Here is a 24,240-nt window from a genome sequence, read left to right on the forward strand (position 1 = left end):
GCTTAGTGCGAAGCGGGGGCCTCGGCGGTGCGGAGCAGGTGGTCGTAGACGATCTCGTTCACCAGGCGGGAAACCGGGTCCTCGGCCAGGACGACGCGCTCGGTGCGGCCTTCGAGGTCGAGGTCGATCATCGCGTTCGGGTCGGCCGTCACGACGGCGAGGCCGTACGCGCGGGCACGCGGCAGGCAGTTGCCGACGTAGTCCTCGGTGAGGATCGCCGGCGACGGCAGCACCATCGCGGCCTCGCCGTAGCGGGCGAACGGAACCGCGGAGGCCATCGCGGTGCGCCAGTGGCGCGCGACGGCCAGGACGCCGACGATCTCGGCGGCCGGGGCGGGGGCGGTTCCGGCCAGCTCCGGCCAGGTCCAGGTGTCGACGGTGGCGCGGTCGGCCACCGGGCCGGCACCCATCGCGATGCGTTCGGCGTGCACGTCGGTGCGAAGCTTGGCGACCACGCAGACCTTGCGGCCGAGGATCGTGGTCTCGGGGAGGACGACGCCGTTCCAGCCCAGCTGGGCGGCGGCGGCGCGGGCGAGTTCGTCGACGCTCGAGGGAAGCTCGATCGGCGGCACCACCCGGCTCGGCATCGACCGGCTGCGCTTCGCGCCACCGGCGACCGTCGAGCGCTCGGTGTTCTGAGGTGTAGCCGCCACGAGTCCGCCTCCTTCTAACCTGCACCGCTTCGTGACCGGTGAAAACCGGCACTCAATCTGTCTAACAGCGCGGCGGCGCGGCGTCGCCGGGTAGTGCGAGTGGCTGCGATCGGCGGCGGCCAGCGGTCGATGACCGGTCGGTAGGCGGTCATGGGACTTCGGTCGAACGGTGCGGCCAACCGAGTGATCGCGGGGTGAGTGGCACTACCGTCCGCCCGCGACCGACTACCGAAGGCACCTTCGTCCGATTAGGCCGTTCGGCGCAACCGGGGGAAATCCACAGTGGACGCAGGCGGCTGAGCTGCGGTTGTCCGCCGTCACCCACACGGCGGTGACTTGCACCGCAGCGGTCTCGCGCGCGCCGGACTAAAGTTACCCGCCAGTTACTTAGTCGTCGTTGTGGAGGACCGATGCGCTCCCCGAAGGACTTCTTCGCCCCGCTCGCCCTGGGTGCGCCCGCCCCCGTGCGGGAGATCCCGGTGACGCCGTCCCGGATGATCCACTTCTTCGATCCGGGCAACGAGAAGATGGCGGCGAAGGTGCCGGACATCGCGAAGAAGGTCGATGTCCTGCTCGGCAACCTCGAGGACGCCGTGCGGGCCGACCGCAAGGAGGCCGCGCGGGCCGGGCTCGTCGCCATCGCCAAGGCCAACGACTTCGGGAAGACGCAGCTGTGGACCCGGGTCAACAGCCTGGACTCGCCGTGGGTGCTCGACGACCTGGTGACGCTCGTCACCGAGATCGGCGACAAGCTCGACGTGATCATGGTGCCGAAGGTCGAGGGCGCGCAGGACATCCACTACGTCGACCGCCTGCTGGCCCAGCTCGAAGCGCGGGCCGGCCTGACGAAGCCGTTGCTGGTGCACGCGATCCTCGAGACGGCGAGCGGCGTGGCCAATGTGGAGGAGATCGCCGGCGCGAGCCCGCGCATGCAGGGCATCTCGCTCGGCCCGGCCGACCTGGCCGCCAGCCGTCGCATGAAGACGACCCGCGTCGGCGGCGGGCACCCGGGCTACCTGGTGCGCACCGACCCGACCGGCGACGACCTGAACGAAGGCCGGACGACCTATCAGCAGGACCTCTGGCACTATACGGTGGCGCGGATGGTCGACGCCTGCGCGATGCACGGGATCCTGCCGTACTACGGGCCCTTCGGGGACATCCGCGACGTCGTCGCGTGCGAGGACCAGTTCCGCAACGCGTTCCTGCTCGGCTGCGTCGGCGCGTGGAGCCTGCACCCGGTGCAGATCGACATCGCGAAGAAGGTGTTCTCGCCGGCACCGTCCGATGTGGCCTGGGCGCGCAAGGTGATCGCCGAGATGGGCGACGGCACCGGCGCGGTGATGATCGACGGGAAGATGCAGGACGACGCGTCGGTGAAGCAGTGCCGCGTGGTCGCCGAACTGGCCGACGCCCTCGCGGCGGACGACCCCGAGCTCGCGGCGGCCTACGACGCCGCCACCAAGGAGGCCCTCGGATGACCGAGCTGAAGCCGAGACGTTCCGTTCTCTACATGCCCGGCGCCAACGAGCGCGCGCTGGAGAAGGCCAAGACCATCCCGGCGGACGCGCTGATCCTCGACCTCGAGGACGCCGTCGCGCCGGACGCGAAGGAAGCCGCGCGCGAACGCGTCTGCGCGGCGGTCGGGAACTACGGTTCCCGTGAGGTGACGATCCGCGTCAACGGCCTCGACACCGAGTGGCACGACGCCGACCTGCGCGCGGCCGCGTCCGCCGGGCCCGCCGCGGTGGTCGTGCCGAAGGTGAACTCGGCGGCCGAGGTGCACAACATCGAGCGTGCGCTGGAGCTGGGCGGGGCGCCCGGGCACACGAAGATCTGGGCGATGGTCGAGACGCCGGTCGCGATGCTGCACGCGGAGGAGATCGCGGCGGCGTCCGAGCGGCTGACCGTGCTGGTGATGGGCACGAACGACCTGGCCAAGGAGCTGCACGCGGAGTTCGTCCCGGGCCGCGGCCCGCTGCTCGGCGGGCTGTCACTGTGCCTGCTGGCCGCGCGCGCGACCGGCAAGGTGATCCTCGACGGCGTCTACAACGACGTGAAGGACCTTTCCGGGTTCGAAGCGGAATGCGTCCAGGGCCGCCAGTACGGCTTCGACGGCAAGACGCTCATCCACCCCGGCCAGGTCGAGCCGTGCAACCGCGTCTTCGCGCCTTCCGAGGAGGAGATCGATCGGTCCCGGCGGATCATCGAGGCGTTCGAGAAGGCCGGCAGCGGCGTAGTCACTGTGGACGGCCGGATGATCGAAAACCTGCACGTCGACAACGCGCGGCGGGTGCTGGCGCTGGCCGAGGCGGTCAAGAGCTGAGCCCCGGTGGCCGGGCGCGCAGGCCCGGCCACCGGTCTTTCACCCGGGCAGGTTGTCCGTCCACTCGGCATGGATCTCGACGGTGGTGCCCTCGGCTGCCTGGGCCACCGCACCGTCCGCGGTCACGTACATCGATGTGTGGTTCACGCGGCCGGTCGCCGGGTCGACGACGAGCAGTGCACTGCCTCCCGGTCCCGGCACCTGCAAGCCCTGCCCACCCGGTACCGCGCCGACCGCGCGCACACCCGGGTAGGCGGCGATCGCCCGGAACGACGCCGCCCGGACCGCCGGGGGCGCCGGCAGGGTGGACACGAGCGAGACCAGGCCTTCGAGCACCGCCTGCTTCCGCTGGTCGGCGGTCAGCGGGCCCGCGCTCGTCCGGATGTCGCTGTGCGCCACGGCGTCCGCGATCCAGTCCCGCAGGGCCGCCGGTTCGGCGGGGAGGGCCAGGATCTGGTCCATGGTCACCTCGGCACCACCCAGCCTGAAGGGCGTCGGCGACATCAGCGACACGACCCGGTTACCGGTCTTCGCGCCACGGAACCACTTCTGTCCGTCGGCCTTGGTCCAGTACTCGTAGGTCTCCGACTCGGCGATCTTGATGTGCCAGTAGGTGCCGGTGCTCGCCGGTGTCCGCGCGGCCACCGTCGCCGCGGCGAGCAGGACCTCCTGGCCGGTGACGGCGACGGGGGCCGCGGCCTGCGGGGCCGGCGGCGGGGCCGGGGCGGGCGTGCCGGGCAGGGTCGCCACCACGACGGCGGCCGCGGCCGCGACGGCGACGAGGCCGGCCCCGACCGCCAGGCGGCCGGTGCGCTTGCGACGGCCGGTGAGCATGTGGTTCTGCAGCCGGTGCCGGCTGCGGTTGACGACGTCCTGAGCGGGTTCGTCGGTGCGCAGTGCGGCCCGCAGCGTCTGCAGGTCATCCATCGAAAGCCTCCTGGGCGAGAACGGGGGTGAGCTTCTTGCGGGCGCGGCTGAGCCGGGAGCCGACCGTGCCCGGGGAGATGCCGAGCGCCTCGGCGACCTCCGCGTAGCCGAGGTCGGCGAGGGCCACCAGCAGCAGGACGTCGCGTTCCCCGGCGGTCAGCCGCGACAACGCTTTGCCCAGCTGCCCGGCCGTGACGACGCGGTTTTCGTGCCCTTCGGCGGCCGCGGGCACGTCGAGGCGTGAAAGCGCGCGGTAGTGCCGCGCTTCCTTGCGACGGTGCCTCGACACGAGGTTCGTCGCGATGCCGAACAGCCAGGCCCGCAGGTCGCCGCGCGTGGGGTCGAACGTCTTCCGGCGGTCGAAGGCCACCAGGAACGTCTCGGCGGCCACGTCCTCCGCGGCCTGCGCGCCGAGCCGCCCGGCGACGTACCGGTAGAGGGCCGCGAAGTGCCGGTCGTGCACCTCGGTGAACTGCTCGGTGCCGAGCACCGGGGCCGCCGTCATGGGGCTGCCTCTGTCATGGAGTTCCTTTCCCGTCGGCGACAGCTTCACCACCACTTCGCCGCGGGCCCGGAACTCCTTCCCACTTTCTCCTAGCCCACCGGCCAGGGACGCTGCGGCGGGCGAACACGCTCGTACGCCGCGGCCGCGCGCAGGACGCCGACGTCGTCGAAGCGGCGGCCCGTGAGCTGGAGGCCGATCGGGCGGCCGTCGTCGGTGTAGCCGCAGTTCACGGAGACCGACGGCTGGCCCGACATGTTGTACGGCACCGTGAACGCGATGTGCTCGAACGGGCGGGCCGGGTCGTTCGTCGGGGACGCCCACTCCGCCGGCGGCGCCGCGACTGGGCACGTCGGGGACAGCACGACGTCGAACGCCGAAGTCGCGCGCAGGGCCGCCACGCTGATCACGTCGATCTGGGCGAACCCCTGGTAGACGTCCACGCCGGACACTTCCGCGCCGCCCGCGGCCCAGTCCGCGATGTACGGCAGCACCTTGGCGCGGCGGCCGGGCGGCAGCGCCGCCATGTCCGACCAGGCGCGCGTGCGCCAGAACACGTCCAGGCCGCTGAGCATCCCGCGGGTGAGGAACGGCCCGACCGGCTCGACGATCGCGCCCGCGGCCTCGAAGGCCCGGGCCGCCGCCGTGACCGCGTCCCGCGTCGCCGGGTCCACCGGAAGACCCACGCCGGGGTCGAGGTGCAGGCCGACGCGCAGCCCGTCGAGGGAGCCGTCGAGGGACGACCAGGGCAGGTCGGCCGGCGGCAGGCTCAGGTGGTCGCGCGCGTCGGGGGTGGACAGGACGCTCATCAGCAACGCCGTGTCGGCGACCGTGCGGGTCATCGGGCCGGCGACGCGCCCGAGGAACGGCGGGTCGACCGGCACGCGGCCGAAGCTCGGCTTCAGCCCGACCAGGCCGCACCAGCCCGCGGGCAGCCGGATCGAGCCGCCGATGTCCGTGCCGACGTGCAGCGGGCCGTAGCCCGCCGCGGCCGCCGCACCCGCACCCGCGCTCGACCCACCCGGGCTCGCGGACGTCACCCACGGGTTCCGCGCCGTCTCGTGGAAGCTCGAGAGGCCGGACGTCAGCATCCCGTAGTCCGGCATGGTCGTCTTGGCCAGCAGGACGCCGCCGGACTCGCGAATCCGTGCGGCCGCCGGAGCGTCTTCGGCCGCGGGGACGAGAGCGGTCGCCGCCGTACCCAGCGGAACCGGAGTGCCGCGGGTGGCGATGTTCTCCTTGAGCGTCAGCGGGACGCCGTCGATCGGGCCCAGCGGTTCGCCCGCGTGCCAACGTGCTTCAGCAGCCTTCGCGTCGTCACGCGCGCTTGAAGGGTCGTACGCGTACAACGCGTGCAACTCAGGCTCTCGCGCCTGGATGCGCGCGAGGACGGCTTCGGTCACCTCGACCGGCGAGAGCGTCTTCGCGCGGTACTGCGCGACGAGCTCGACGGCGGTCAGGTCAAGCAACTCAGGCATGAGCGCTCCTCACGAGGCGGGCGGTTCGAAGCGGCCGTCGACGGCGGTCCAGCCGCCGTCCACCGCCAGCACAGAGCCGGTTACGAACGACGAAGCGTCCGAAGCGAGGTACACAACGGCGCCGGCGAGCTCGTCCGGACGCGCCCAGCGCCCCAAGGCGCTCTTCGTCGCGTACGCGGCGTACCACTCCGGGTTCGCCTTGATCTGCGCGGTCAGCGGGGTCTCGACGACGCCGGGGGCGATCGCGTTGACCCGCACCCCGGCCGGGCCGAACTCCGCGGCGGCCGTCCGGAACAGCTGGACGAGCCCCGCTTTCGTCGCCGCGTACGGGCCCTGACCGGGCTCGACGGTCGTGCCGCGGATCGACGAGAAGCCGATGATGCTCCCCCGCCCCCGCGCGACCATGTCGGCGCCGAACGCGCGGACGACCTCGAACGTCACGCCGAGGTTCAGCGCGAGGACGCGGTCGAACTCCTCCCGCGTGTAGTCCAGCAAACGTTTGCGGACGTTGGTCGCGGCCGTCAGCACGACGACGTCCTGCGGGCCGAGGTCCGTCGCCGCGCGGTCGACGGCGCCCGGTTCCAGGAGGTCGATCTCGTACGCCTCGCCGACGCCGGCCTCGCGCGCGGCTTCGAGGTCGCGGTCCGCGCACACCACCGAAGCGCCGTGGGCGGCCAGCGCTCGCGCGGCTTCGCGGCCGATCCCGCCCGCGCCCAGCACGACGGCCCGCCGTCCGTCCAGGCGGAACAGGTTCTCGTAGTTCACGGGCGAATCACCGCCATCCTCGTCACGGTCAGCTCTTCGACGGCGAAGCGTGGCCCTTCGCGGCCGATGCCGGAGTCCTTCACCCCGCCGTACGGCATGGTGTCCGAGCGGAACCCGGGCACCTCGTTGACGACGACGCCGCCGACCTCCAGCTCGTCGAGCGCGCGGAACGCCGTGTTCAGGGACTTGCTGTAGACGCTGGCGTGGAGGCCGTAGCGGGACGCGTTCACCGCGGCGAACGCGTCGTCCACATCGGACACCGTCCGCACGCAGACGACCGGGCCGAAGATCTCTTCGTCCCAGGCCTCGACGCCGTCCGGGACGTCGAGGAGGACCGTCGGGCGCAGCACCGTGCCGTCGACACCACCGCCGACCTGGCGGGCACCGGACTTTTCGATCCACGCGGCGACGCGGTCGGTGGAAGCGGGATCGATCAGCGCGGACACCCGCGTCTTCTCGTCTCGCGGATCACCGACGACGACCTCGTCGAGCCGCGCCAGCAGCCGCTCGGTGAACTCTTCCGCGACCGCCGAAACGACCAGCACGCGCTGCACCGAGATGCACGCTTGGCCGGACGCGTAGAAGCCGCCGCGCACCACGGCGTCCACCGCAGCCTCGAGGTCGGCGTCGTCAGCGACGACCAAGGCGGCGTTCGAGCCCAGCTCCAGCAGTGTTTTCGTCGGGGCCGCGTCGCGCGCGATACGGTGCCCGACCGCGGCCGAGCCGGTGAACGAGACCGCGCCGATCCGGCGGTCGGTCGTCAGTGCCGCGCCCACGGACGCGTCGCCGGTGACCAGCTGGACCATGGCGGCGAGCGGCGCCACCGAACGCACGAGGTGGACGAGCCACAGCGTCGCGAGGGGTGTCTGCGGCGCCGGCTTGATGATCACCGGGCAGCCCGCGGCGATGGCGGGCGCGATCTTGTGCGAAGCGAGCAGCAGCGGGTAGTTGAAGCCCGCGATGCCGACGACGACGCCGATCGGCTTGCGCTTCCAGAACCCGACCAGCCCGTCCCCCGACGGCAGCAGGTCCAGCGGCACGGTCTCGCCGTGCAGCCGCGACACCTCTTCGGCGGCGGCTTCCCACGTGACGATCGTGCGTGCGACCTCGACGCGACAGTCGACCAGCGGCTTGCCGGTCTCCAGGACGAGCAGGTCTTCGAACTCGGTTCGCCGCGCAGAAAGCGCAGCAGCGACGTCGTTGAGCAGCTTGCGGCGGGTCCGCGAAGGCAGCGCCGCGACTTCGCGCGCGACGGCGACAGCCTCGTCGACAGCTCGACGAGCCAGCTCCGGCGTCCCGAGGGGCGCAGTGCCGACGACACTCCCGTCGTACGGGAAAACGATTTCTTCGGCGTCCACAGTGGACACCCAGTCCGCGCCGACCGGCAGGCCGTCCGGGTAGTCAGGCATCTTCACCTCCGCTCAACCGGGCCAGCTCCGCACGCAGGTTCGGCGCGGCGGCCAGGAGTTCCCGGGTGTATTCGTGCTCAGGCGCGTCGTAGACCTGGTCGACGTCGCCGAGCTCGACGATCTCGCCGGCGCGCATCACCGCGACGCGGTCGCAGACGTGCCGGACGACGCCGAGGTCGTGCGACACGAAGATCAGCGTCAGCGCGAACTGCTCCACGAGTGACGCGAGCAGGTCGAGGATCTGGCCGCGCACGGAGACGTCGAGCGCGCTGACCGGCTCGTCGGCGATCAGCACGCTCGGGTTCGGCGCCAGCGCGCGGGCGATCGAGATGCGCTGTCGCTGGCCGCCGGAGAACTGGTGCGGGTACCGCCCCGCCGCGTCCGCGGGGAGCCCGACCGCCGCCAGCAGCTCGTCGACGAGTTTCGGGTTCCGGCGGCCGAGCGGTTCGGAGATGATGTCGGCGACGCGCATCCGCGGGTCGAGCGACCCCATCGGGTCCTGGAAGACGATCTGCAGCTCGGACCGCAGGAAGCCGAGTTTGCGCTCGGGGAGATCGTCGATCCGCCGGCCTTGGAACGAGACCGTGCCCGCAGTGGGCTTGTCGAGTGCGGCCAGGAGCCGGACCAGGGTGGACTTGCCCGAGCCGGATTCGCCGACGATGCCGAACCGCTGTCCCGCTTCGACGTCGAAGCTGACGCCGCGCAGGGCGTGGACGTCCCGCCGGGCGTACCGGCGCTCGAGGTCGCGGACTTCGATGATCATCGCCGGGTCTCCAAGTCCGAAGCGTCGAGGAGCTTGCGCGTGTACTCGTGCTTCGGCTGCGTCAGCACTTCGCGCGTCGAGCCCGCTTCGACGATCTCGCCGGCCAACATGACCAGCACGCGCTCGCACACCGACGCGACCACCGCGAGGTCGTGGGTGATGAACAGCAACGCACTCTCGGCCGGCAACGAAGTCTTGATCAGCGAGAGGATCTGGGCCTGCACGGTGACATCGAGGGCGGTCGTCGGCTCGTCGCAGATCAACAGCGACGGCTCGTTGGCCAGCGCCATCGCGAGCACCACCCGTTGCCGCTGCCCGCCGGACAGCTGGTGCGGGTACGCGCGCGCCGTCCCCGGGAGCCCGACCGCGTCGAGGAGTTCCTCAGCGGGTTGACGGCGACCGTGGATGCGCCCGGGTTCGGTGACCTGGCGGCCAACGCGCATGGCCGGGTTCAACGCCGTCATCGGCTCCTGGAACACCATGGCCAGCTCGTCGCCGCGCAACCGGGACAGGTCCTTTTCGGACGCTTCCAGCAGCTCACGGCCGTTCAGGCGAACCGAACCGGACGCGCGCAGCTCCTCGGGCAGCAGGCCCATGATCGACAACGCCGTCAGCGACTTCCCGGACCCGGACTCCCCGATCAGCCCGACGCGCTCGCCGGCGGCGATCTCGAACGAGACGTCGCGGACGAGCGAAGAGACGGTGAGTCCCGTGACCGAGAGCGTCATACCTTCGCCGCCAATCGGGGATCCAGGCGGTCGCGCAGGCCGTCGCCGAGGAGGTTGAACCCGAGGACGGCGATGGCGATCGCGACGCCCGGCACCAGCGCCAGCCGCGGCTGCACGGTGAGCAGTTCCTGGGACTCCTGCAGCATCCGGCCCCACGACGGGGTCGGCGGCCGCGTGCCGAAGCCGAGGAACGACAACGCCGCTTCGGCCAGCACGGCGATCGCGAACGACACCGACGCCTGCACGATCAGCAGTCCCGAGATGTTCGGCAGCACGTGCCGCACGGCGATGGTCAGCCGCGACCGGCCGCCGGCACGCGCGGCGAGCACGAACTCGGTGCTCATCACCTGCAGCGTCCCGGACCGGGCGATCCGCGCGAACGACGGGATCGTGGCGATGCCGATCGCGACCATCGCGGTCAGCGTGTCCGCCCCGAACACCGCGCCGAACATGATCGCCAGCAGCAGCGCGGGGAACGCGAGCACGACGTCGTTGACGCGCATGACGAACTCGCCGAGCCACCGCGGTGACATCCCGGCCAGGATCCCCAGCGGTGTGCCGATGACCGCGGCGATGCCGACGGCGACCACGCCGACGTACAACGTGGTCCGCGCGCCGACCATGAGCTGGCTCAGCAGGTCACGCCCGAACTTGTCGGTGCCGAAGAGGTTCTCTCCCCCGAAGCCCAGGAGCCGGTGCGCCGCGTCGACCTTCACCGGGTCGAACGGCGTCCACACGAACGACAGCAGCGCGGCCAGCACGACCAGGCCGACGAGCACCCCGCCGATGACGAGATTGCGCATCACGAACCTCGCAATCGCGGGTCGAGCACGGTGTAGAGGACATCGACGACGAAGTTGACCAGCAGCACGCCGACCACCAGCACAAGCACGATTCCCTGGACGGTCAGCAGATCGCGGGACGCGACGGCGTCCAGCAACATCGAACCCAGGCCCGGCAGCACGAACACGCGCTCGACGACGACCGCGCCGATCAGCAGCGTCGCGAGCTGCAACCCCAGCACGGTGACCACGGGTACCGACGCGTTGCGCAGGCCGTGGCGCACCAGCGCCTGGCCGGGCCGGAGCCCCTTAGACCGCGCGGTACGCAGGTAGTCCTGGCCCAGCGTGTCCAGCACGGCCGAGCGCACATAGCGCGTGAGCACTGCGCCCTGCACCAGGCCGAGCGACAACGCCGGGAGGACCAGACCGCGGAAGAACTCACCGAAGTCCTGGTCCGGCGGCGTCCAGCCACCCGACGGAAGCCAGCGCAGTTGCACCGCGAAGATCTGCACCAGGATGATCCCAGCCAGGAACGCGGGGATCGCGACGCCGATCTGCGACAGCCCGGAAACCCCCGCACCGGACGCCTTCCGGTGCTTCACCGCGGCGAACGTACCCGCGGGGATCGCGATCACCAGCGCCACCAGCATTCCGGCGCCGACCAGCCAGAGCGTGACGCCGAGCCGGTCGAGCAGCTGCGGGCCGATCGTGTCGCGGGTGACGTACGAGCGGCCGAAGTCGCCGTGCAGCACGCCGCCGATCCAGTCGAAGTACTGCGTCACCAGCGGCCGGTCGATGCCGAACTCCGCGCGCGTCTTGGCCAGCAGCTCCGGCGTCGCGTTGACGCCGAGCGCGACCTGCGCCGGATCGCCCGGCAGTACGGCCATGAACAGGAACACCACGATCGACGCGACCAGCACGCTGGCCACGAAGATCGCCACCCGGCGCAGCACCTTGGCCGTCATCGCGGGGCCAATCCGGTGAGGTCGAACGACTCGCTGACCTGATTCTGCACGAACCCGCCGACCTTCGCCTTCGCCACGATCACGTTGGGGAACAGGAACAGCCAGTCCGCGGCCGCGTCGGTGTTCAGCTGCCGCGCCACCAGCTTCATGTCCGCGACCTGCTGCTCCGGCGTCCCGCTGTCGGCTTCGGCGAGCAGCTGCTGGACACGCTTGCTGTCGTAACCCCAGTAGTACTTCGGCTTCCCGAACGTCGTGATGTCGCGCGCCTCGACGTGCTGGATGATCGACAGGTCGTAGTCGCGGTCGGTGAACACCTGCTTCAACCACACCGCCGGGAAGTCGAGCGGTTCGATCGTCGTCCGCACGCCGACGTCGGCCAGCTGCGACTGCACGACCTGCGCGGCCGACACCGCGTACGGCAGGTTCGGGATCCGCAGCCGCAGGTTCAGGTTCGTCGCCCCGGCCTCGGTCAGCAACGCCTTCGCCTTCGCGGGATCGAACGGGTAGACGTTCGCCAAGTCCTCGTACCAGGGGTCGGTCGGCGGGACCATGCTGCCGATCAACGTGCCGCGCCCCGCCCACGCCGTGTCCAGCAACGCCTTCCGGTCGATCGCGTAGGTCAGCGCCTGACGCACCCGGACGTCGTTCAGCGGCGCCCGCGCGTTGTTCATGGCGAGCGTGACCTCGCTGTTCGACGTGCCCTGGACGACCTGGAACCGGTCGTCGGCCTGGAACTGCGGGATCGAGTCGGGAGCAGTGATCGCGGAGATGACGTCGATTCCGTTGCTGTACAGCGCGTTGTTGAGCGCCGTCGGGTCCTTGATGTACTTGAGGACCACCGTCTTGTACGCCGGCTCCCGGCCCCAGTACCCGGGATTCGCCTTCAGCACCACGGAGTCGCCGCGCTTGCGGGCGGCCACGACGTACGGCCCGGTGCCGATCGGCTTGTTCGCCAGGTCGGCGACGCCGGTCGGGCTGAACATCGCGCCGAGCCGGCTGGTCAGGCTGAACAACCAGCCGTTCGACGGCTTCGACAGCACGACCCGCGCGTGGTCCGGCGCGACGACGTCGACGTGGTCGACGACGTCCATCGTGGACTTGATCGAGATCGTCCAGGCCGTCTTCACGCGCAGCAGCGAGAACTTGACGTCCTCGGCGGTGAACGGCGCGCCGTTGCTGAACTTCACGCCCGGCTGGAGCTGGAAGTCGTACGTCTTCCGGTCCGGGCTGATCGTCCACGACTTCGCGAGCAGCGGCACGACGCGGCCCTGCGAGTCGAGCTTCACCAGGCCTTCGTAGACGTTGTAGAGCAGCGCCTGCGGGATCGCGGCACCGTCGGTCTTGGTGAAGTCGAAGTTCGCCGGCTCCGCCGTGAACCCGACGGAAAGCGTGTCCGGACCAGCGGAAACGCTGGCCGACGAGCCGGCCGAGCAGCCGGACACCACGAGCAGCAGCGCCGCTGCCAGCAGGGGAATCCGGGCTTTCATCTGGCCTCCAGGTCGGTACACTGGTCTGACCAGTAGCCTGCACGCGACGGACGTCGAGGTCAAGGGATGCGGTTCGAACCGGTGGCTCCGGTCCGCGCGTACGAGCGGGTCGTGGAGCAGATCGAGCAGGCCGTGATCAGCGGTGAGCTCAAGCCGGGCGAGCGGCTGCCGAGCGAGCGCGAGCTGATGACGCAGTTCGGCGTCGGCCGTTCGACGATCCGGGAAGCCCTGCGGGTGTTGCAGGCGGCCGAAATGATTCGTTCGCGCCCCGGCGACCCGCGCGGACCCGAGGTGCTGGCCGCTTCTCCCGTGGCGCTGCACCGGTCCATGCACCGGCTCGCGCGCGCCGACCACGTCGGGCTCGCCGAGCTGCTGCAGTTCCGGATGATCCTCGACGGCTCGGCCCACCTGCTCGCCGCCGAACTGCGCACCGACGACGACTTGACCGGCCTCGACACGGCGTTGGAGGCGATGCGCGAAGGCGTCTCGCACGGCTACGCGGAGTTCAGCCGCGCCGACGTCGCCTTCCACGAAGTCATCGCGCGCATCTCGCGAAACCCCCTGCTGGTGGTCAGCGAAGAAGTCGTGCGCGGGGTCGTGCTGGAGCTGATCGAGGACAAGCTGGAGCACGCCAGCAACCGGACGTCGCTGATGCGCGCGTGGCTCTCCCACCACGCCGAGGTGCTCGACGCGATCCGCTCGGCCGACGGCGCCGGCGCGGCCCACCTGGCCAAACAGGCGTTGTACGACAACTACGCCGAATACGTGCCCGCCGGGCAACGGCCACTGCTCATGCCGTTGCTGCGGTCCTAGACTGCGTGGGATGGACACGGCGAAACGAGACGGCGTCGGGCTCGCGCTGTCCGGGGGCGGCTACCGCGCGATGCTCTTCCACGCCGGCGCGCTCTGGCGGCTCAACGAACTCGGCTGGCTGCCGAAGCTGACCACCGTCTCGAGCGTCTCCGGCGGTTCGATCGCCGCCGGCGTCCTGGCGCACGCGTGGCACAAGCTGTGGTTCGGCGACGACGGCGTCGCGGAGAACTTCGGCAAGGAAGTCGTGCAGCCGCTGCGGAAACTCGCGCGCACCACCCTCGACGTCCCGGTGACGCTGAAGGCCATGGTGATGCCGTGGCGCAGTGCCGGCGAGGAGCTGGCGCGCCGCTACGCGAAACACCTCTTCGGCGATTGCCGCCTGGCGGACCTCGACCCGGCCGGGCCGAACTTCGTGTTCACCGCGACCAGCCTGCAAGACGGCTCGCTGTGGTGGTTCTTCCGGCAACCGGGCCCGCACGGGCAGGTGCCGCTGGCGACGGCGGTGGCCGCGTCTTCGGCCTTCCCGCCGCTGCTTTCCCCGGTCGTGATCCCCGATCCGCACCAGCCGGACCGCAAGATCGTGCTGAGCGACGCCGGCGTGTACGACAACCTCGGCCTCGACCCGATCGAGAACCAGCGCGCGACCGTCCTGGTCAGCGACGCCGGCAAGAAGATGAAGCACGAGGAGCGGCCGAAGCACAACTGGCCGATGCAGCTGTTCCGCGTGCTGACCGTGATGGACAACCAGGTCCGCGAGCTGCGCACCGGCTCACTGCTGAAGTCCTACCAGGACAAGCAGTTCGCCGGCACGTACTGGGCGACCTACAGCGACATCACGCACTTCGAGCTGCCGGACGCACTGCCCGCGCCGATCGAGCGGACCCGCGAGTTGGCCGAGACGAAGACGCGGCTGGCCAGGACGTCCGAGCCGGTGCAGGACCGGCTGATCAACTGGGGCTATGCCGTCTGTGACGCCGGCATGCGGAAGTGGGTCGATCCCGCCGCGGTCGCACCGGCGGAATTCCCGTACCCGGGCGGGGTCTAAGCCGCGAGGTTCGCGTAGACGACGATGTTGTCCTGGTAGCTGTGCTCGGCGTGGTCGAACGCGCCACCGCAGGTGATCAGGCGAAGCTCGGGCTTGTCGCTGTTGCCGTAGACGGCGTCCTTCGGGAACGTGTCCTTCGGGACCTGCGTGACGCGGTCGACGACGAACTTCAGCTTCTTGCCGTCGCTGCGGTCGATGTCGACCTCGTCGCCGGGCGCGAGATCCTTGAGCTTGTAGAAGATGCCGGGCTTCTTGTCGCCGTCGACGTGCCCGAGCACGACCGCCGGGCCGACGTCGCCCGGGACCGGCGAGAGCTTGTACCAAGCCGCCTGCATCGGCGTGTGCACCGAGGGGACGGAGATCGAGCCGTCGAGCTTGACCGCCACGGCGAGAAGGCTGGACTCCGCGCCGATCTTGGGAATCTTCACCGATGTCGGCTGGAGTCCCTTGAACGGCTTGGTGACCGGGATGGACGACGTGACGGGAGCGGCCGCCGCGGCGGGCTTCGGCGCCTCCGCGGCACTGCAGCCGGCCAGGACCAAGGCGAGCGCGGCAATGGCCGCGCCCGCCCAGCGGACCGTCACCGGGCCGTGCCGCCGAAGCCCGTCTCGACCCCGCCCTTGGGCGCGACCTTGACCTGGGCCTTCGGTGCGGCGTTGCCGGAAGCGGTGGTGGTCGTCGTGGCGGTCGTGGCCGAGGTCGCCGTGGTGACCGGAGCGGTGCTCGACGGCGAGGCACTCGTGCTCGTGCTCGTCGAGGTCGGCGGCTCCTCCTGCTGGAATTCAACGATGCCGTTGCCCTCGACGCCCCCGCAGGTCCAGCTGAACTTGCCGGTGGTCGTGCCCGCCGGCAGTTCGGTGACGCGCACCGTGTAGTTCCAGAGCAGGCCGTTCGCCCCGTCCTGGTCCGGGCCGCCGGTGACACTGAGGTACTGGGCGGCCAAGCCGCCGGGCGCTCCGGCCGCGCAGGCGATGACCAGGACCCCTTCGCCGCCGAGGCCGACGAAGCCTTGGCCGACGTTGTCCTGCTGGGGCTCGTCGTCCTTCGGGGGTTCCTGGGTGTCGCCCTTGACCTCGGGCGCGGCCTTCGGCGCGATCCGCTTGTCGGTGGTCTTGACCTCGGACCGGCTCGGGCCGGAAGTCGCGATGCCCGAGGTGGACGACGGCACCGTGGTCGGGGCCGCCGCCGTGGTGCTCGACGGGCTGCTCGAGGTCGAAGTCTCCGAGGTGGACGTGGTCGTTTCCGTGGGTGAAGTGCTGGTCTCATCGTCTGCCAGCGCGACCGGCGCGGCGACGAAGGTGGCCAGCGCCGCCGCCGAAACGACACCCGCGACCCGGTTCAGCGTTCTACCCACGATGACTCCCAACGGCGGTTGACCTACGATGCCGCGACTATCGACGATTCACCCGGCCGCGTTACTCCGCTAACGCGCTGTTCAGGTCCCGCCACAGGTCGTCGGGGTCTTCCAGACCGACGCTGAACCGGACCAACCCCGGCGGCACGCGCTCCTCGCCCGCGAGCCACGCCCGCCGTTCGACCAGGCTTTCGACGCCGCCGAGGCTCGTCGCCGAGACGATCAGCCGGGTCGACGCGCAGAACCGGTCGGCGGCCTCCGCGCCGGCCAGCTCGAAGGCGACCATCATCCCGAAGCCGGGGTAGCGCACGCGCGTCACCGCGGGGTGCTCGCCGAGGCGGGATGCCAGCAGCGCGGCAGTGCGGGACTGCTCGGCCAGCCGGACCGGCATGGTCCGCAGCCCCCGCAGCGCGAGCCACGCCTCCAGCGCACCCGGCGTCGAGCCGACGCGGGTCCGCGCGCCGCGCAGCTCGTCGGCGACGGCCGGGTCCTTGGCCACCGTGATGCCCAGCAGCAGGTCGCTGTGCCCGCCGATCAGCTTGGTCGCGCTGTGCACGACGACGTCGGCGCCGAGCTCCAGCGGCCGCTGGAGCAACGGCGTCGCGAAGGTGTTGTCGACGACGACCCGGCCGCGCGCGGCGGCGGCGATCGTCTCGATGTCCATCACGTCGAGGGTCGGGTTGGTCGGCGACTCGAGCCAGACCAGGTCGGCCGTCGCGGCCTCGGCCACCCAGGCCTCGGTGTCGGTCGGCTCGAGCTCGGTGACGGCGAGCTTGCCGAGCTTCTGCGCGTGGGCGAGCACCCCGCGCGTCACGGCGTAGCTGAACGTCGGCACGACGACCCGCGACCCGACCGGCAGCAGGTCCAGCACCGCGGACAGCGTCGCGACGCCGGACGCGAACGCCGTCGCGTGGCCGCCTTCGAGCGCCCCGATGGTCTCCTCGAGCGCGTGCCAGGTCGGCGTCCCGTCGCCACGCGCGTACACGAAGTCGCCACCGGCTTGATACGTGCTGGTGGCGACGAGCGGAGTGTTCAGCGGCTCGCCGGGGCCGTGCGGCCGGCCGGCGGCGATGGCCTTGGTGCGGGGCGTCCAGTCGTCCATGCGATCACGGTAACCGCAGGTCATGCGCCGGTCACTGTGACGAAGACGGCCGGCCCGCCCCCGCGTCCAGGGGCGGGCCGGCCTGGCTTCAGTGCGCGTACACCTCGAACTCGTACAGCGAGTAGCCGTACTTCGTGCCGCGCTGGACGCCCTGCAGCTTCACGAACCGGGCCTGCGTCGGTGTGAAGGACACGTTGTCCTGCCCGCCGTTCCCGTCGGTGACCACCGCCGCGTCCGTCCAGTTCACCGCATCCGGCGAAGTCTGGATCTTGTAACCCTTGCCGTACGCGGACTCCCAGCTCAACGCCACCCGTGAGACCGGCTGCACCGAACCGAGGTCGACGGTGATCGCCTGGTCGTCGCTCCAGTCGCTGGCCCAGCGGGTCGAGGCGTTCCCGTCGATCGCGTTCGACGCCGGGGACGGGTAGAAGCCGGTTTCGGCGCTGGTGGCGCTGACCGTCCTCCCCGGCGCGAGGTTCGCGATGTTGTCGCCGCGGTGCGCGGTGTACTCGACGACCTGCTGGAACGTCGGGCGGTTCTGCCAGCTGATCTTGTCCTGCGTGATGCCGCCCAGCGCGTTGTGCACGATGGTGTCGGCGCACCACTGGTCACCCGCGGAGCAGCTCGCGTCACCGGGGTAGACGGTGTTCGCGGGCTGGCCCGCGGCCGTGGTCAGCGAGTCGACGAGCGCCTGGCGGCACGTGGTGAGGTTCCCGCCGCCGCAGAACGTCTGCCCGAGCGGGCCCGCGACCGGCTGGCCGAGCACCTGCCGGATGTCCTTGCTGACGTAACCCCACCAGCCCATCTGGAACGACGAGCCCTTGTGCGGCTGGCCGGTGTGCTGGCCGTTGCCGTTCTGGAAACCGGACGGGCTTTCGTTGATGCCCAGCACGCCCGTCATCGCGTTGTAGGCGTTGTCGCCCATGCCCGGCTTGAACTCGGCCTGGACCAGCAGCGGCCACCACGCGTCGAAGATCCGGATCGCGTCGGCATCGGCGTACGCCTTGCTGCCGGCTGTGGTTTCCGTCCGCTTGTGGCCGTTGGCCATCCACGCCTTCAGCTTCGCCTCGGCGTCGGCGGCCGCACCGGTGGTCGGCGTCTTGTCGAGCACCTGCAGCAGCAGCGGCAGGACACGCTCGGCACGCAGGTCGGCCAGCGCGGCGTCCTCCATCGCCTGGGTCAGGTTGACCCGGGTGACCTTGGTGCCGGTGAGGATCATCGTCTTGACGCGCGTGTCGAGCAGGTCGACGCGGTGCACGGCGGACTTGTCGGCCCCGGCCGCCGCGTAGCCGTTGGCCTGCGCGTTGTTCCAGCTGACGTAGTAGTCCTGGTTGACCGACTGCGGGTGCTGCGACGCCGGGGTGTAGTTCGCGACGTTCCCGTTCGGGTTCCAGCCGGTCCAGTCGTGCCCCTGGTCACCCCACACCGGCATGTTCGGGTCCACATTGGACTGCCGGGCGGGGTTGGCGCCGGAGTTGAAGTACGCGATGTCCTTCGAGTCGGCATAGAACCAGTTGAACGTGAAGTTGATGTCGGCAGCGGCCTTCTGGAAGTCCGCCGCGGACTTGACGAAGCCCGGGTCGTTCAGCTCCTGGAAGCCGATCAGCGAGTCGGCCTCGTGGAAGAGCGAAGACCGCAGCTGCGCGTACGCCACGGGTTTGCCGCCGACCGTCGCCCGGCTGGCCACCGGGCCGTACTTCGTGCGGTAGCTGCGCAAGGTGTACGAGCCGGCCGCGGTGCCGTCGGCGACCGTCGGGCTCCAGGAGTTCTTGACCTCCACGGTTTCCATCGGCACGCACTGGCCCTGGTAGGTGTAGTAGTTCGAGTCCTTCGTCGGCGCCTTGCCGCTCGGGTCGCACAGGTTCAGCGCGTAGGTGTCGATGATGTCCTGCGCCGACGTCGTCGCGCTCCACGAGTAGTCCTGGCCGCGGCCCAGCAGCACGTACATGCTCAGCCCGGCGAAGGCCGCGCCGCGAGCGCTGATGCCCGGGCCCTGCAGCTCCTGCAGCAGAAGCAGCTGCGGCGCGAAGTACCCGGTCTGCGGGCCGAAGACGGCGATCGGGTGGCCGCTGGCGGTCTTCGAGCCGGACACGACGAGCGCGTTCGACATGCCGTGCTTGTCGGTCAGCATGTCGCCCGGCAGCACGCCGTTGTCGAACATCCCGCGGGCCGGCTCCTGCGCGGCCGGGGCCGGGACGTCCACAGTGGACGGCGTCGCGGTCGACGCCGAGCCGGTCTGGTCGAACACCAGCTGCTGCGGGGTCACCGAACCCTTGTCCGGCAAGGCCTGCCCGGCGGGGTTGGCCGGGGTCTTGCCGTACGGGAACGTCTGCCCGTCGTGCAGCGTCTTGACGGCCTCGGGGTCGTCCTCGGACCGCAGGCTCTGCCACACCTTCTCGCCCTGCACGGCGCCGTACTGCTCCTGCAGCGCCAGCTTCGCGACGGCGTTCTGCACTTCGCCACCACCGCCGGCGCCGAACTCGGCGCCGACCAGCGAGGCGAGCGCGACCAGGTCGGTCAGCTTGAACGGGTCGATGGTGCCGGCGTTCGTGATCGCGTCGACGTGCCCGGTGAGGACGTACTCGCCCGGGAAGTAGCGGCCGCTGTGGGAGTCGGTGATGTACTTGTTGATCCCGTCGACGTAGGCCTGCGCGTCGGCGAGACCCTGCGCGCCGCGCGGGCCGCTCGCGGCGACGTTGTCGATCTGCTTCTGCAGCTCGGCTTCGGTGTAGGGCGCGTTCGCGAAGAAGCTCTGCTCCAGCTCCCGGTTGGCCTCGGCGCCGCCGGCGAACGACGTCACCTGGCCGCGGGCGGCGTGGCGCAGGACGTCCATCAGCCACAGCCGGTCCTGCCCGGCCGCGTACCCGGCGCCGAACTCGGTGCCGGCGCGCGTGGTGCCGGTGATGTGCGGGACGCCGAGGGACTTGTCGCGCACGATCGTCACGTCGGAGCGCGGCTGGATCGTGCTGGCGACCTGGTCGGCGGCGACGCCGAACGACGAGTCGTTGAAGTACTGGTTGATCGCCCCGGTGGTCAGCGTCTGGTAGCCGCCGGCCAGCGAGGAGTACTTGCCGAGCTGGTCGGCCGCGTGCGCCGGCCGGGTGCCGAGCACCTTGTGCGCCAGGATGTCCGCGAGGGTGGCGCTGCCGTTTTCGCCGGGCGGCAGGATGTCGCTGCACTGCCCGCCGCAGTAGTCGTTGGGCGCCGCGGCCGCCTGGGCGGCCGGAGCGGTGACAGCGACCTGGGTGAGCCCGGCGACCAAGCCCGCCAAAGCCGTCAAGGTCAAGGTGCGGATGCCGCGTCGCATCAAGGCTCCCTCGGTCAAGGAGAGTGACGAAGCGCACGCTACCCACCAGTAGGACAAGTGTGAAGACTTTTCGCGTTTTTCAGCCCTTGGACGTAGTCCGTTCGGCGCAGCCTCGTGCGCGTGGGTACGGTGAGTGCCATGACCTTGGAAAAGCCCCAGATCGACCGCCCCGAGGGCAACCCTCCGGCCGACCTCGAGATCACCGACATCACGGTCGGTGACGGCGCGGAGGCCACGCCCGGCAAGGCCGTCACCGTGCACTACGTCGGCGTCTCGCACTCGACCGGCGAGGAGTTCGACGCGTCCTGGAACCGCGGCGAGCCGCTGCGCTTCGGCCTCGGCGCCGGCCAGGTCATCTCGGGCTGGGACCAGGGTGTCGCGGGCATGAAGATCGGCGGCCGCCGCAAGCTCGTCATCCCGCCGCACCTGGGCTACGGCGACCGCGGCGCGGGCGGCGTCATCAAGCCGGGCGAGACCCTCGTCTTCGTCGTCGACCTGGTCGGCGTCAACTGACTTTCCGGCGGTGGCGGGGATTCCCGCCACCGCCTTTGCGTTTTCGCTACCCTCGCCCCCATCGCCGGCCGGCCGCCGGCCCAACCAGGGGGTTGTGAATGCGCACTCGCGCTCTGCTTTCCGCCACGCTCTTCGCGCTCGCGGCGGCGGTGGTCACCGCGGCACCGGCTTCGGCCGTGGCCAACGGATCCGACGTCCCGCAGGGAACGTTCGAGTTCGCCGCGAAGCTGACCATGACGGACATCCCGCGCACCGACGGCACGAAGTACAACAGCGCGTGCTCGGGTTCGCTGATCGCCAAGAAGTGGATCATCACGGCCGGCCACTGCTTCCACGACGCGGCCCGCAACCCGGTGTCCGGCCCGGTGCCGTACCCGACGTCGGTCCTGCTGGGCACGACCACAGTGGACAAGCCGGGCGTCACCCGCAACGTCGTGACGGTGTACCAGTCACCGAGCAACGACATCGCGATCGCCGAGCTCGACAAGCCGGTCTTCGGCATCGAGCCGCTGTCGATCAACCACCGGACGCCGACGATCGACCAGCAGGTCACGCTCGCCGGCTGGGGTAGCCTCACCGCGGTCGACCCGGCCCCGGGCACGAAGCTGCAGCAGGGCCAGATGAAGGTCGCGACGGTCGACCCGCAGTACGTCGGCGTGAAGGGCTTCGCCCCGACGTCCACGACGAGCGCGTGCACGTACGACTCGGGCGCCCCGTACTTCGTCCCGTCGGGCAAGAGCGGCGGCCGCCTGGTGTCCATCGAGAGCGACGGCCCGGACTGCCCCCACGACCAGGCCGAGACGACCGCGCGCGTCGACGTGGGCGCGGACTGGATCGCTTCGCACGTCGGCTGACCTCCGTCCGGGCGTCACCCGATGGTCCACCGGGTGACGCCCGGCCAGGGAATTCCGCGGGGACCGCGGCGGCCCTAACGTCGAACGTCGATCACCGACTCGACGAAGGGGAAGAATGCGCCTGCGCGCTCTGCTCGCCGCTGTTGTCCTGACCATCTCCACCGCCCCCGCCGCCTGGGCCGCGCCGGGGGTCGCCCACGGCACGGACGTGCCCGCCGGGCAGTTCGGGTTCGTCGCGAAGCTAGCGATGACGAAGATCCCGCGCCCGGACGGCTCCACCTACAGCAGCTACTGCACCGGCACCCTGATCGCCCCCGCCTGGGTCCTGACCACGGGCCACTGCTTCCACGACGCGAACCGCAACCGCGTCTCGGGCAAGGTCCCCTACCCGACCACCGCGACCCTGGGCCTGGTCGACGAAGCCACCGAATCCGGCGTGGCCCGCAAGGTGACCGAGGTGGTCCAGGCCAAGGAGAACGACGTGGCCCTGATCAAGCTCGACACCCCGGTGGCCACGGTCCAGCCCCTGAAGGTGAACCGCACGGCGCCGAAGGTCGGCCAGCAGCTGACCCTGGCGGGCTGGGGCAGCCTGACGGGCACGGACCCCAAGCCGGCCTCCCGCATGCAGCAGGGCACGGTGGCGGTGGCGAAGGTGGAGCCGGCCACTCTGGGTGTCCGCGGGGCCGCCCCGGAGATCACCACGAGCGCGTGCACGTACGACTCCGGAGCCCCCTACTTCACGGGGACCGAACTCGTGGCCCTGGAGGCGACGGGCCCGGGCTGCCCCCACGCGGGCATCGAAACGACGAGCCGAGCCGACGTCCTGGCGGCCTGGATCACCAAAACGACGGCTTGATACACCTCGAGGTGCGCCGTGAGCGAACACCACGCAGAGCCAAACGGGTGATATTCCCCACCTGAGCGAAACGGCCCCCGGACACGAAAAAGGGCCCCGGCAACCAGCCGGGGCCCTTTCGCTGTGGGCGAGGAGGGAGTTGAACCCTCACGTCCTTTCGGACACACGGACCTGAACCGTGCGCGTCTGCCATTCCGCCACTCGCCCGAGTGCTTCTCTACGACAGCGAGGAGAAGACTAGCAGGTGGTTCTCACCGGTTTCACCGGGGGCCGTGTCGAGGCGGGCTCACCCGGATAGGATCGATAGCGGAAGCACACGTGTGAGGAGGTTTTCCCCGGTGAGCCGCGTCGAGCGTTTTGACAGACGCCTCGAGAACCTGGTGGGGAACACTTTCGCGCGCATGTTCGGTGGCAACGTCGTCACGCAGGAAGTGGCGATCGCCCTGGAGCGGGAGAGTGAGGAGAACGTTCGTGAGCTGGCAGGCGGTCGACAGCTCGCCCCCAATCACTACATCGTGTCCCTGGGGGCAGCTGACCACGAGCGCATGGCCGGTGACGAGCAACGGGTCACCCAGGTGCTGGCCAAGGCGGTGGCGGAACACCTCGCCGCCGAGGGCCTGGACACCTATGGTGACGTCGTCGTATCACTCGAGCGCAACGAGGCGCTGCATACTGGACAGTTCAAGACCCGTTCGTCCGTCGATCCCGACGCCCGCCCCTCAGGCGCCGGTTCATCGCGGCCGGCACGACCCAGCAACGCAGGAGACCCAGCAATGAGCCAGCCCCCCGGCTACGGCCAATACGACCAGGGTGACCCGTACGGCCAGCAGGGCCAGTACGGCTACGGACAGCAGGGTGGCCAGGGTGGCCAGCAGCCCGGATACGACCAGGGTTACGGCCAGCAGCAGGGCGGCTACGACCAAGGTGGCTACGGGCAGCCCCAGGGCGGTGGTTACGAACAGGGCGGCTACCAGCAGGGCGGCTACGACCAAGGTGGTTACGGCCAGCCCCAGCAGGGCGGCTACGACCAGGGTTACGGCGGCCAGGCCCAGCAGCCCGGGTACGACCAGGGCGGCTACGCCCAGCCCCAGCAGGGTGGCTACGAGCAGGGCGGCTACCAGCAGGGTGGGTACGACCAGTACGCCGGCCAGCAGCAGCCCGGGTACGACCAGTACGGCGGCCAGCAGCAGGGCGGCTACGACCAGTACGGGCAGCAGCAGGCGTACGCCCAGCCGGCCGCCGACCCGTACGCCCAGCAGCAGGGTGGCTACGCCCCGCCCGCGGCGGGCCGCCAGCTCGCGGCGAGCCTGCAGCTGGACGACGGCTCGAACCGCACGTACTCGCTGAAGCAGGGCGGGAACGTCGTGGGCCGCGGCCAGGACGCGGACTTCCGCCTGCCGGACACCGGCGTCTCGCGCCGGCACCTGGAGATCACCTGGGACGGCCAGAGCGCGACGCTCGCCGACATCGGCTCGACCAACGGAACGACCGTGAACGGCACTCCGGTCCAGACCTGGCAGCTCGCGGACGGCGACGTCATCCGGGTGGGGCACTCCTCGCTCGTGTTCCGTACGCAGGGCTGACTGGGGGCACGGAATACTGTTCCCGCAG

General features: G+C 70.6%; 23 protein-coding genes and 1 tRNA gene. 8 read left to right on the top strand and 16 right to left on the bottom strand.

Annotation, left to right across the window (positions count from 1 at the left end):
- Positions 1-2: 2 nt before the first annotated feature.
- Positions 3-653 carry a hypothetical protein gene (locus AB0C38_RS01780; RefSeq protein WP_360664893.1) on the bottom strand — a complete coding sequence of 217 codons (651 nt, stop codon included), beginning with the start codon at positions 651-653 and terminating at the stop codon, positions 3-5.
- Positions 654-1,063: 410 nt separating this feature from the next.
- On the opposite strand from AB0C38_RS01780, the gene AB0C38_RS01785 reads away from it, so the two are divergent.
- Together AB0C38_RS01785 and AB0C38_RS01790 are read left to right on the top strand one after the other, a co-directional pair.
- A complete protein-coding gene (locus AB0C38_RS01785) occupies positions 1,064-2,134 on the top strand; it encodes a CoA ester lyase (protein ID WP_360664896.1) in 1,071 nt (356 codons plus the stop codon).
- Positions 2,131-2,979 (top strand): CoA ester lyase, encoded by an 849-nt coding sequence (locus AB0C38_RS01790; RefSeq protein WP_360664899.1) that lies wholly within the window; start codon positions 2,131-2,133, stop codon positions 2,977-2,979. Before AB0C38_RS01785 ends, AB0C38_RS01790 begins: the two co-directional genes overlap by 4 nt.
- Positions 2,980-3,018: 39 nt before the next feature.
- On the opposite strand, the gene AB0C38_RS01795 is transcribed toward AB0C38_RS01790, so the two are convergent.
- The 10 genes from AB0C38_RS01795 to AB0C38_RS01840 all read right to left on the bottom strand — a co-directional run bounded on the left by AB0C38_RS01795 (position 3,019) and on the right by AB0C38_RS01840 (position 12,785).
- Complete coding sequence (locus AB0C38_RS01795) at positions 3,019-3,906, bottom strand: CU044_5270 family protein (protein ID WP_360664901.1); 888 nt, start codon at positions 3,904-3,906, stop codon at positions 3,019-3,021.
- On the bottom strand, positions 3,899-4,411 hold the full coding sequence (locus AB0C38_RS01800) for a sigma-70 family RNA polymerase sigma factor (protein WP_360664904.1): 513 nt from the start codon (positions 4,409-4,411) through the stop codon (positions 3,899-3,901). The genes AB0C38_RS01795 and AB0C38_RS01800 overlap by 8 nt, the downstream gene beginning before the upstream one ends.
- Positions 4,412-4,500: 89 nt before the next feature.
- A complete protein-coding gene (locus AB0C38_RS01805) occupies positions 4,501-5,886 on the bottom strand; it encodes an amidase (protein ID WP_360664906.1) in 1,386 nt (461 codons plus the stop codon).
- 9 nt (positions 5,887-5,895) lie between these two features.
- On the bottom strand, positions 5,896-6,651 hold the full coding sequence (locus AB0C38_RS01810) for an SDR family oxidoreductase (RefSeq protein WP_360664909.1): 756 nt from the start codon (positions 6,649-6,651) through the stop codon (positions 5,896-5,898).
- A complete protein-coding gene (locus AB0C38_RS01815; protein WP_360664912.1) occupies positions 6,648-8,060 on the bottom strand; it encodes an aldehyde dehydrogenase family protein in 1,413 nt (470 codons plus the stop codon). The genes AB0C38_RS01810 and AB0C38_RS01815 overlap by 4 nt, the downstream gene beginning before the upstream one ends.
- Positions 8,053-8,823 carry an ATP-binding cassette domain-containing protein gene (locus tag AB0C38_RS01820; protein WP_360664915.1) on the bottom strand — a complete coding sequence of 257 codons (771 nt, stop codon included), beginning with the start codon at positions 8,821-8,823 and terminating at the stop codon, positions 8,053-8,055. The genes AB0C38_RS01815 and AB0C38_RS01820 overlap by 8 nt, the downstream gene beginning before the upstream one ends.
- Positions 8,820-9,551, bottom strand: a complete 732-nt coding sequence (locus AB0C38_RS01825) for an ABC transporter ATP-binding protein (RefSeq protein WP_360664918.1) — start codon at positions 9,549-9,551, stop codon at positions 8,820-8,822. The genes AB0C38_RS01820 and AB0C38_RS01825 overlap by 4 nt, the downstream gene beginning before the upstream one ends.
- Positions 9,548-10,354 (bottom strand): ABC transporter permease, encoded by an 807-nt coding sequence (locus AB0C38_RS01830; RefSeq protein ID WP_360664921.1) that lies wholly within the window; start codon positions 10,352-10,354, stop codon positions 9,548-9,550. The genes AB0C38_RS01825 and AB0C38_RS01830 overlap by 4 nt, the downstream gene beginning before the upstream one ends.
- Positions 10,354-11,298: an ABC transporter permease gene (locus AB0C38_RS01835; RefSeq protein WP_360664924.1), complete on the bottom strand. Its 945-nt coding sequence runs from the start codon at positions 11,296-11,298 to the stop codon at positions 10,354-10,356. Before AB0C38_RS01835 ends, AB0C38_RS01830 begins: the two co-directional genes overlap by 1 nt.
- Complete coding sequence (locus AB0C38_RS01840; RefSeq protein WP_360664926.1) at positions 11,295-12,785, bottom strand: ABC transporter substrate-binding protein; 1,491 nt, start codon at positions 12,783-12,785, stop codon at positions 11,295-11,297. Before AB0C38_RS01840 ends, AB0C38_RS01835 begins: the two co-directional genes overlap by 4 nt.
- Before the next feature lie 66 nt (positions 12,786-12,851).
- On the opposite strand from AB0C38_RS01840, the gene AB0C38_RS01845 reads away from it, so the two are divergent.
- Entirely contained in the window at positions 12,852-13,598 is a 747-nt protein-coding gene (locus tag AB0C38_RS01845; RefSeq protein WP_360664929.1) for a FadR/GntR family transcriptional regulator, read from the top strand.
- A gap of 10 nt (positions 13,599-13,608) precedes the next feature.
- The gene (locus AB0C38_RS01850; protein ID WP_360664932.1) at positions 13,609-14,643 is read left to right on the top strand and encodes a patatin-like phospholipase family protein; all 1,035 of its coding nucleotides are present in this window, start codon (positions 13,609-13,611) and stop codon (positions 14,641-14,643) included.
- Here AB0C38_RS01850 and AB0C38_RS01855 read toward each other — a convergent pair.
- The 4 genes from AB0C38_RS01855 to AB0C38_RS01870 form a co-directional block, all read right to left on the bottom strand.
- Positions 14,640-15,227: a class F sortase gene (locus tag AB0C38_RS01855; protein WP_360664935.1), complete on the bottom strand. Its 588-nt coding sequence runs from the start codon at positions 15,225-15,227 to the stop codon at positions 14,640-14,642. The two genes, AB0C38_RS01850 and AB0C38_RS01855, sit on opposite strands and share 4 nt — an antisense overlap.
- Positions 15,224-15,997 (bottom strand): hypothetical protein, encoded by a 774-nt coding sequence (locus AB0C38_RS01860; RefSeq protein WP_360664938.1) that lies wholly within the window; start codon positions 15,995-15,997, stop codon positions 15,224-15,226. Before AB0C38_RS01860 ends, AB0C38_RS01855 begins: the two co-directional genes overlap by 4 nt.
- A gap of 61 nt (positions 15,998-16,058) precedes the next feature.
- Positions 16,059-17,099: a PLP-dependent transferase gene (locus AB0C38_RS01865; protein ID WP_360664941.1), complete on the bottom strand. Its 1,041-nt coding sequence runs from the start codon at positions 17,097-17,099 to the stop codon at positions 16,059-16,061.
- 88 nt (positions 17,100-17,187) lie between these two features.
- Complete coding sequence (locus AB0C38_RS01870; protein ID WP_360664944.1) at positions 17,188-20,406, bottom strand: penicillin acylase family protein; 3,219 nt, start codon at positions 20,404-20,406, stop codon at positions 17,188-17,190.
- A gap of 138 nt (positions 20,407-20,544) precedes the next feature.
- Here AB0C38_RS01870 and AB0C38_RS01875 point away from each other — a divergent pair, with 138 nt between their 5' ends.
- The 3 genes from AB0C38_RS01875 to AB0C38_RS01885 all read left to right on the top strand — a co-directional run bounded on the left by AB0C38_RS01875 (position 20,545) and on the right by AB0C38_RS01885 (position 22,629).
- The gene (locus AB0C38_RS01875; protein WP_360664947.1) at positions 20,545-20,919 is read left to right on the top strand and encodes an FKBP-type peptidyl-prolyl cis-trans isomerase; all 375 of its coding nucleotides are present in this window, start codon (positions 20,545-20,547) and stop codon (positions 20,917-20,919) included.
- A 98-nt stretch (positions 20,920-21,017) separates the two neighbouring features.
- The gene (locus AB0C38_RS01880; RefSeq protein ID WP_360664950.1) at positions 21,018-21,773 is read left to right on the top strand and encodes a trypsin-like serine protease; all 756 of its coding nucleotides are present in this window, start codon (positions 21,018-21,020) and stop codon (positions 21,771-21,773) included.
- 115 nt (positions 21,774-21,888) lie between these two features.
- Positions 21,889-22,629: a trypsin-like serine protease gene (locus AB0C38_RS01885; RefSeq protein WP_360664953.1), complete on the top strand. Its 741-nt coding sequence runs from the start codon at positions 21,889-21,891 to the stop codon at positions 22,627-22,629.
- Positions 22,630-22,753: 124 nt separating this feature from the next.
- On the opposite strand, the gene AB0C38_RS01890 is transcribed toward AB0C38_RS01885, so the two are convergent.
- A tRNA-Leu gene (locus AB0C38_RS01890) sits at positions 22,754-22,836 on the bottom strand.
- A 131-nt stretch (positions 22,837-22,967) separates the two neighbouring features.
- On the opposite strand from AB0C38_RS01890, the gene AB0C38_RS01895 reads away from it, so the two are divergent.
- On the top strand, positions 22,968-24,212 hold the full coding sequence (locus tag AB0C38_RS01895; protein ID WP_360664957.1) for a DUF3662 and FHA domain-containing protein: 1,245 nt from the start codon (positions 22,968-22,970) through the stop codon (positions 24,210-24,212).
- The last annotated feature ends 28 nt before the right edge of the window (positions 24,213-24,240 follow it).

It is taken from the genome of Amycolatopsis sp. NPDC048633, assembly GCF_040650695.1.
GTDB lineage: Bacteria > Actinomycetota > Actinomycetes > Mycobacteriales > Pseudonocardiaceae > Amycolatopsis.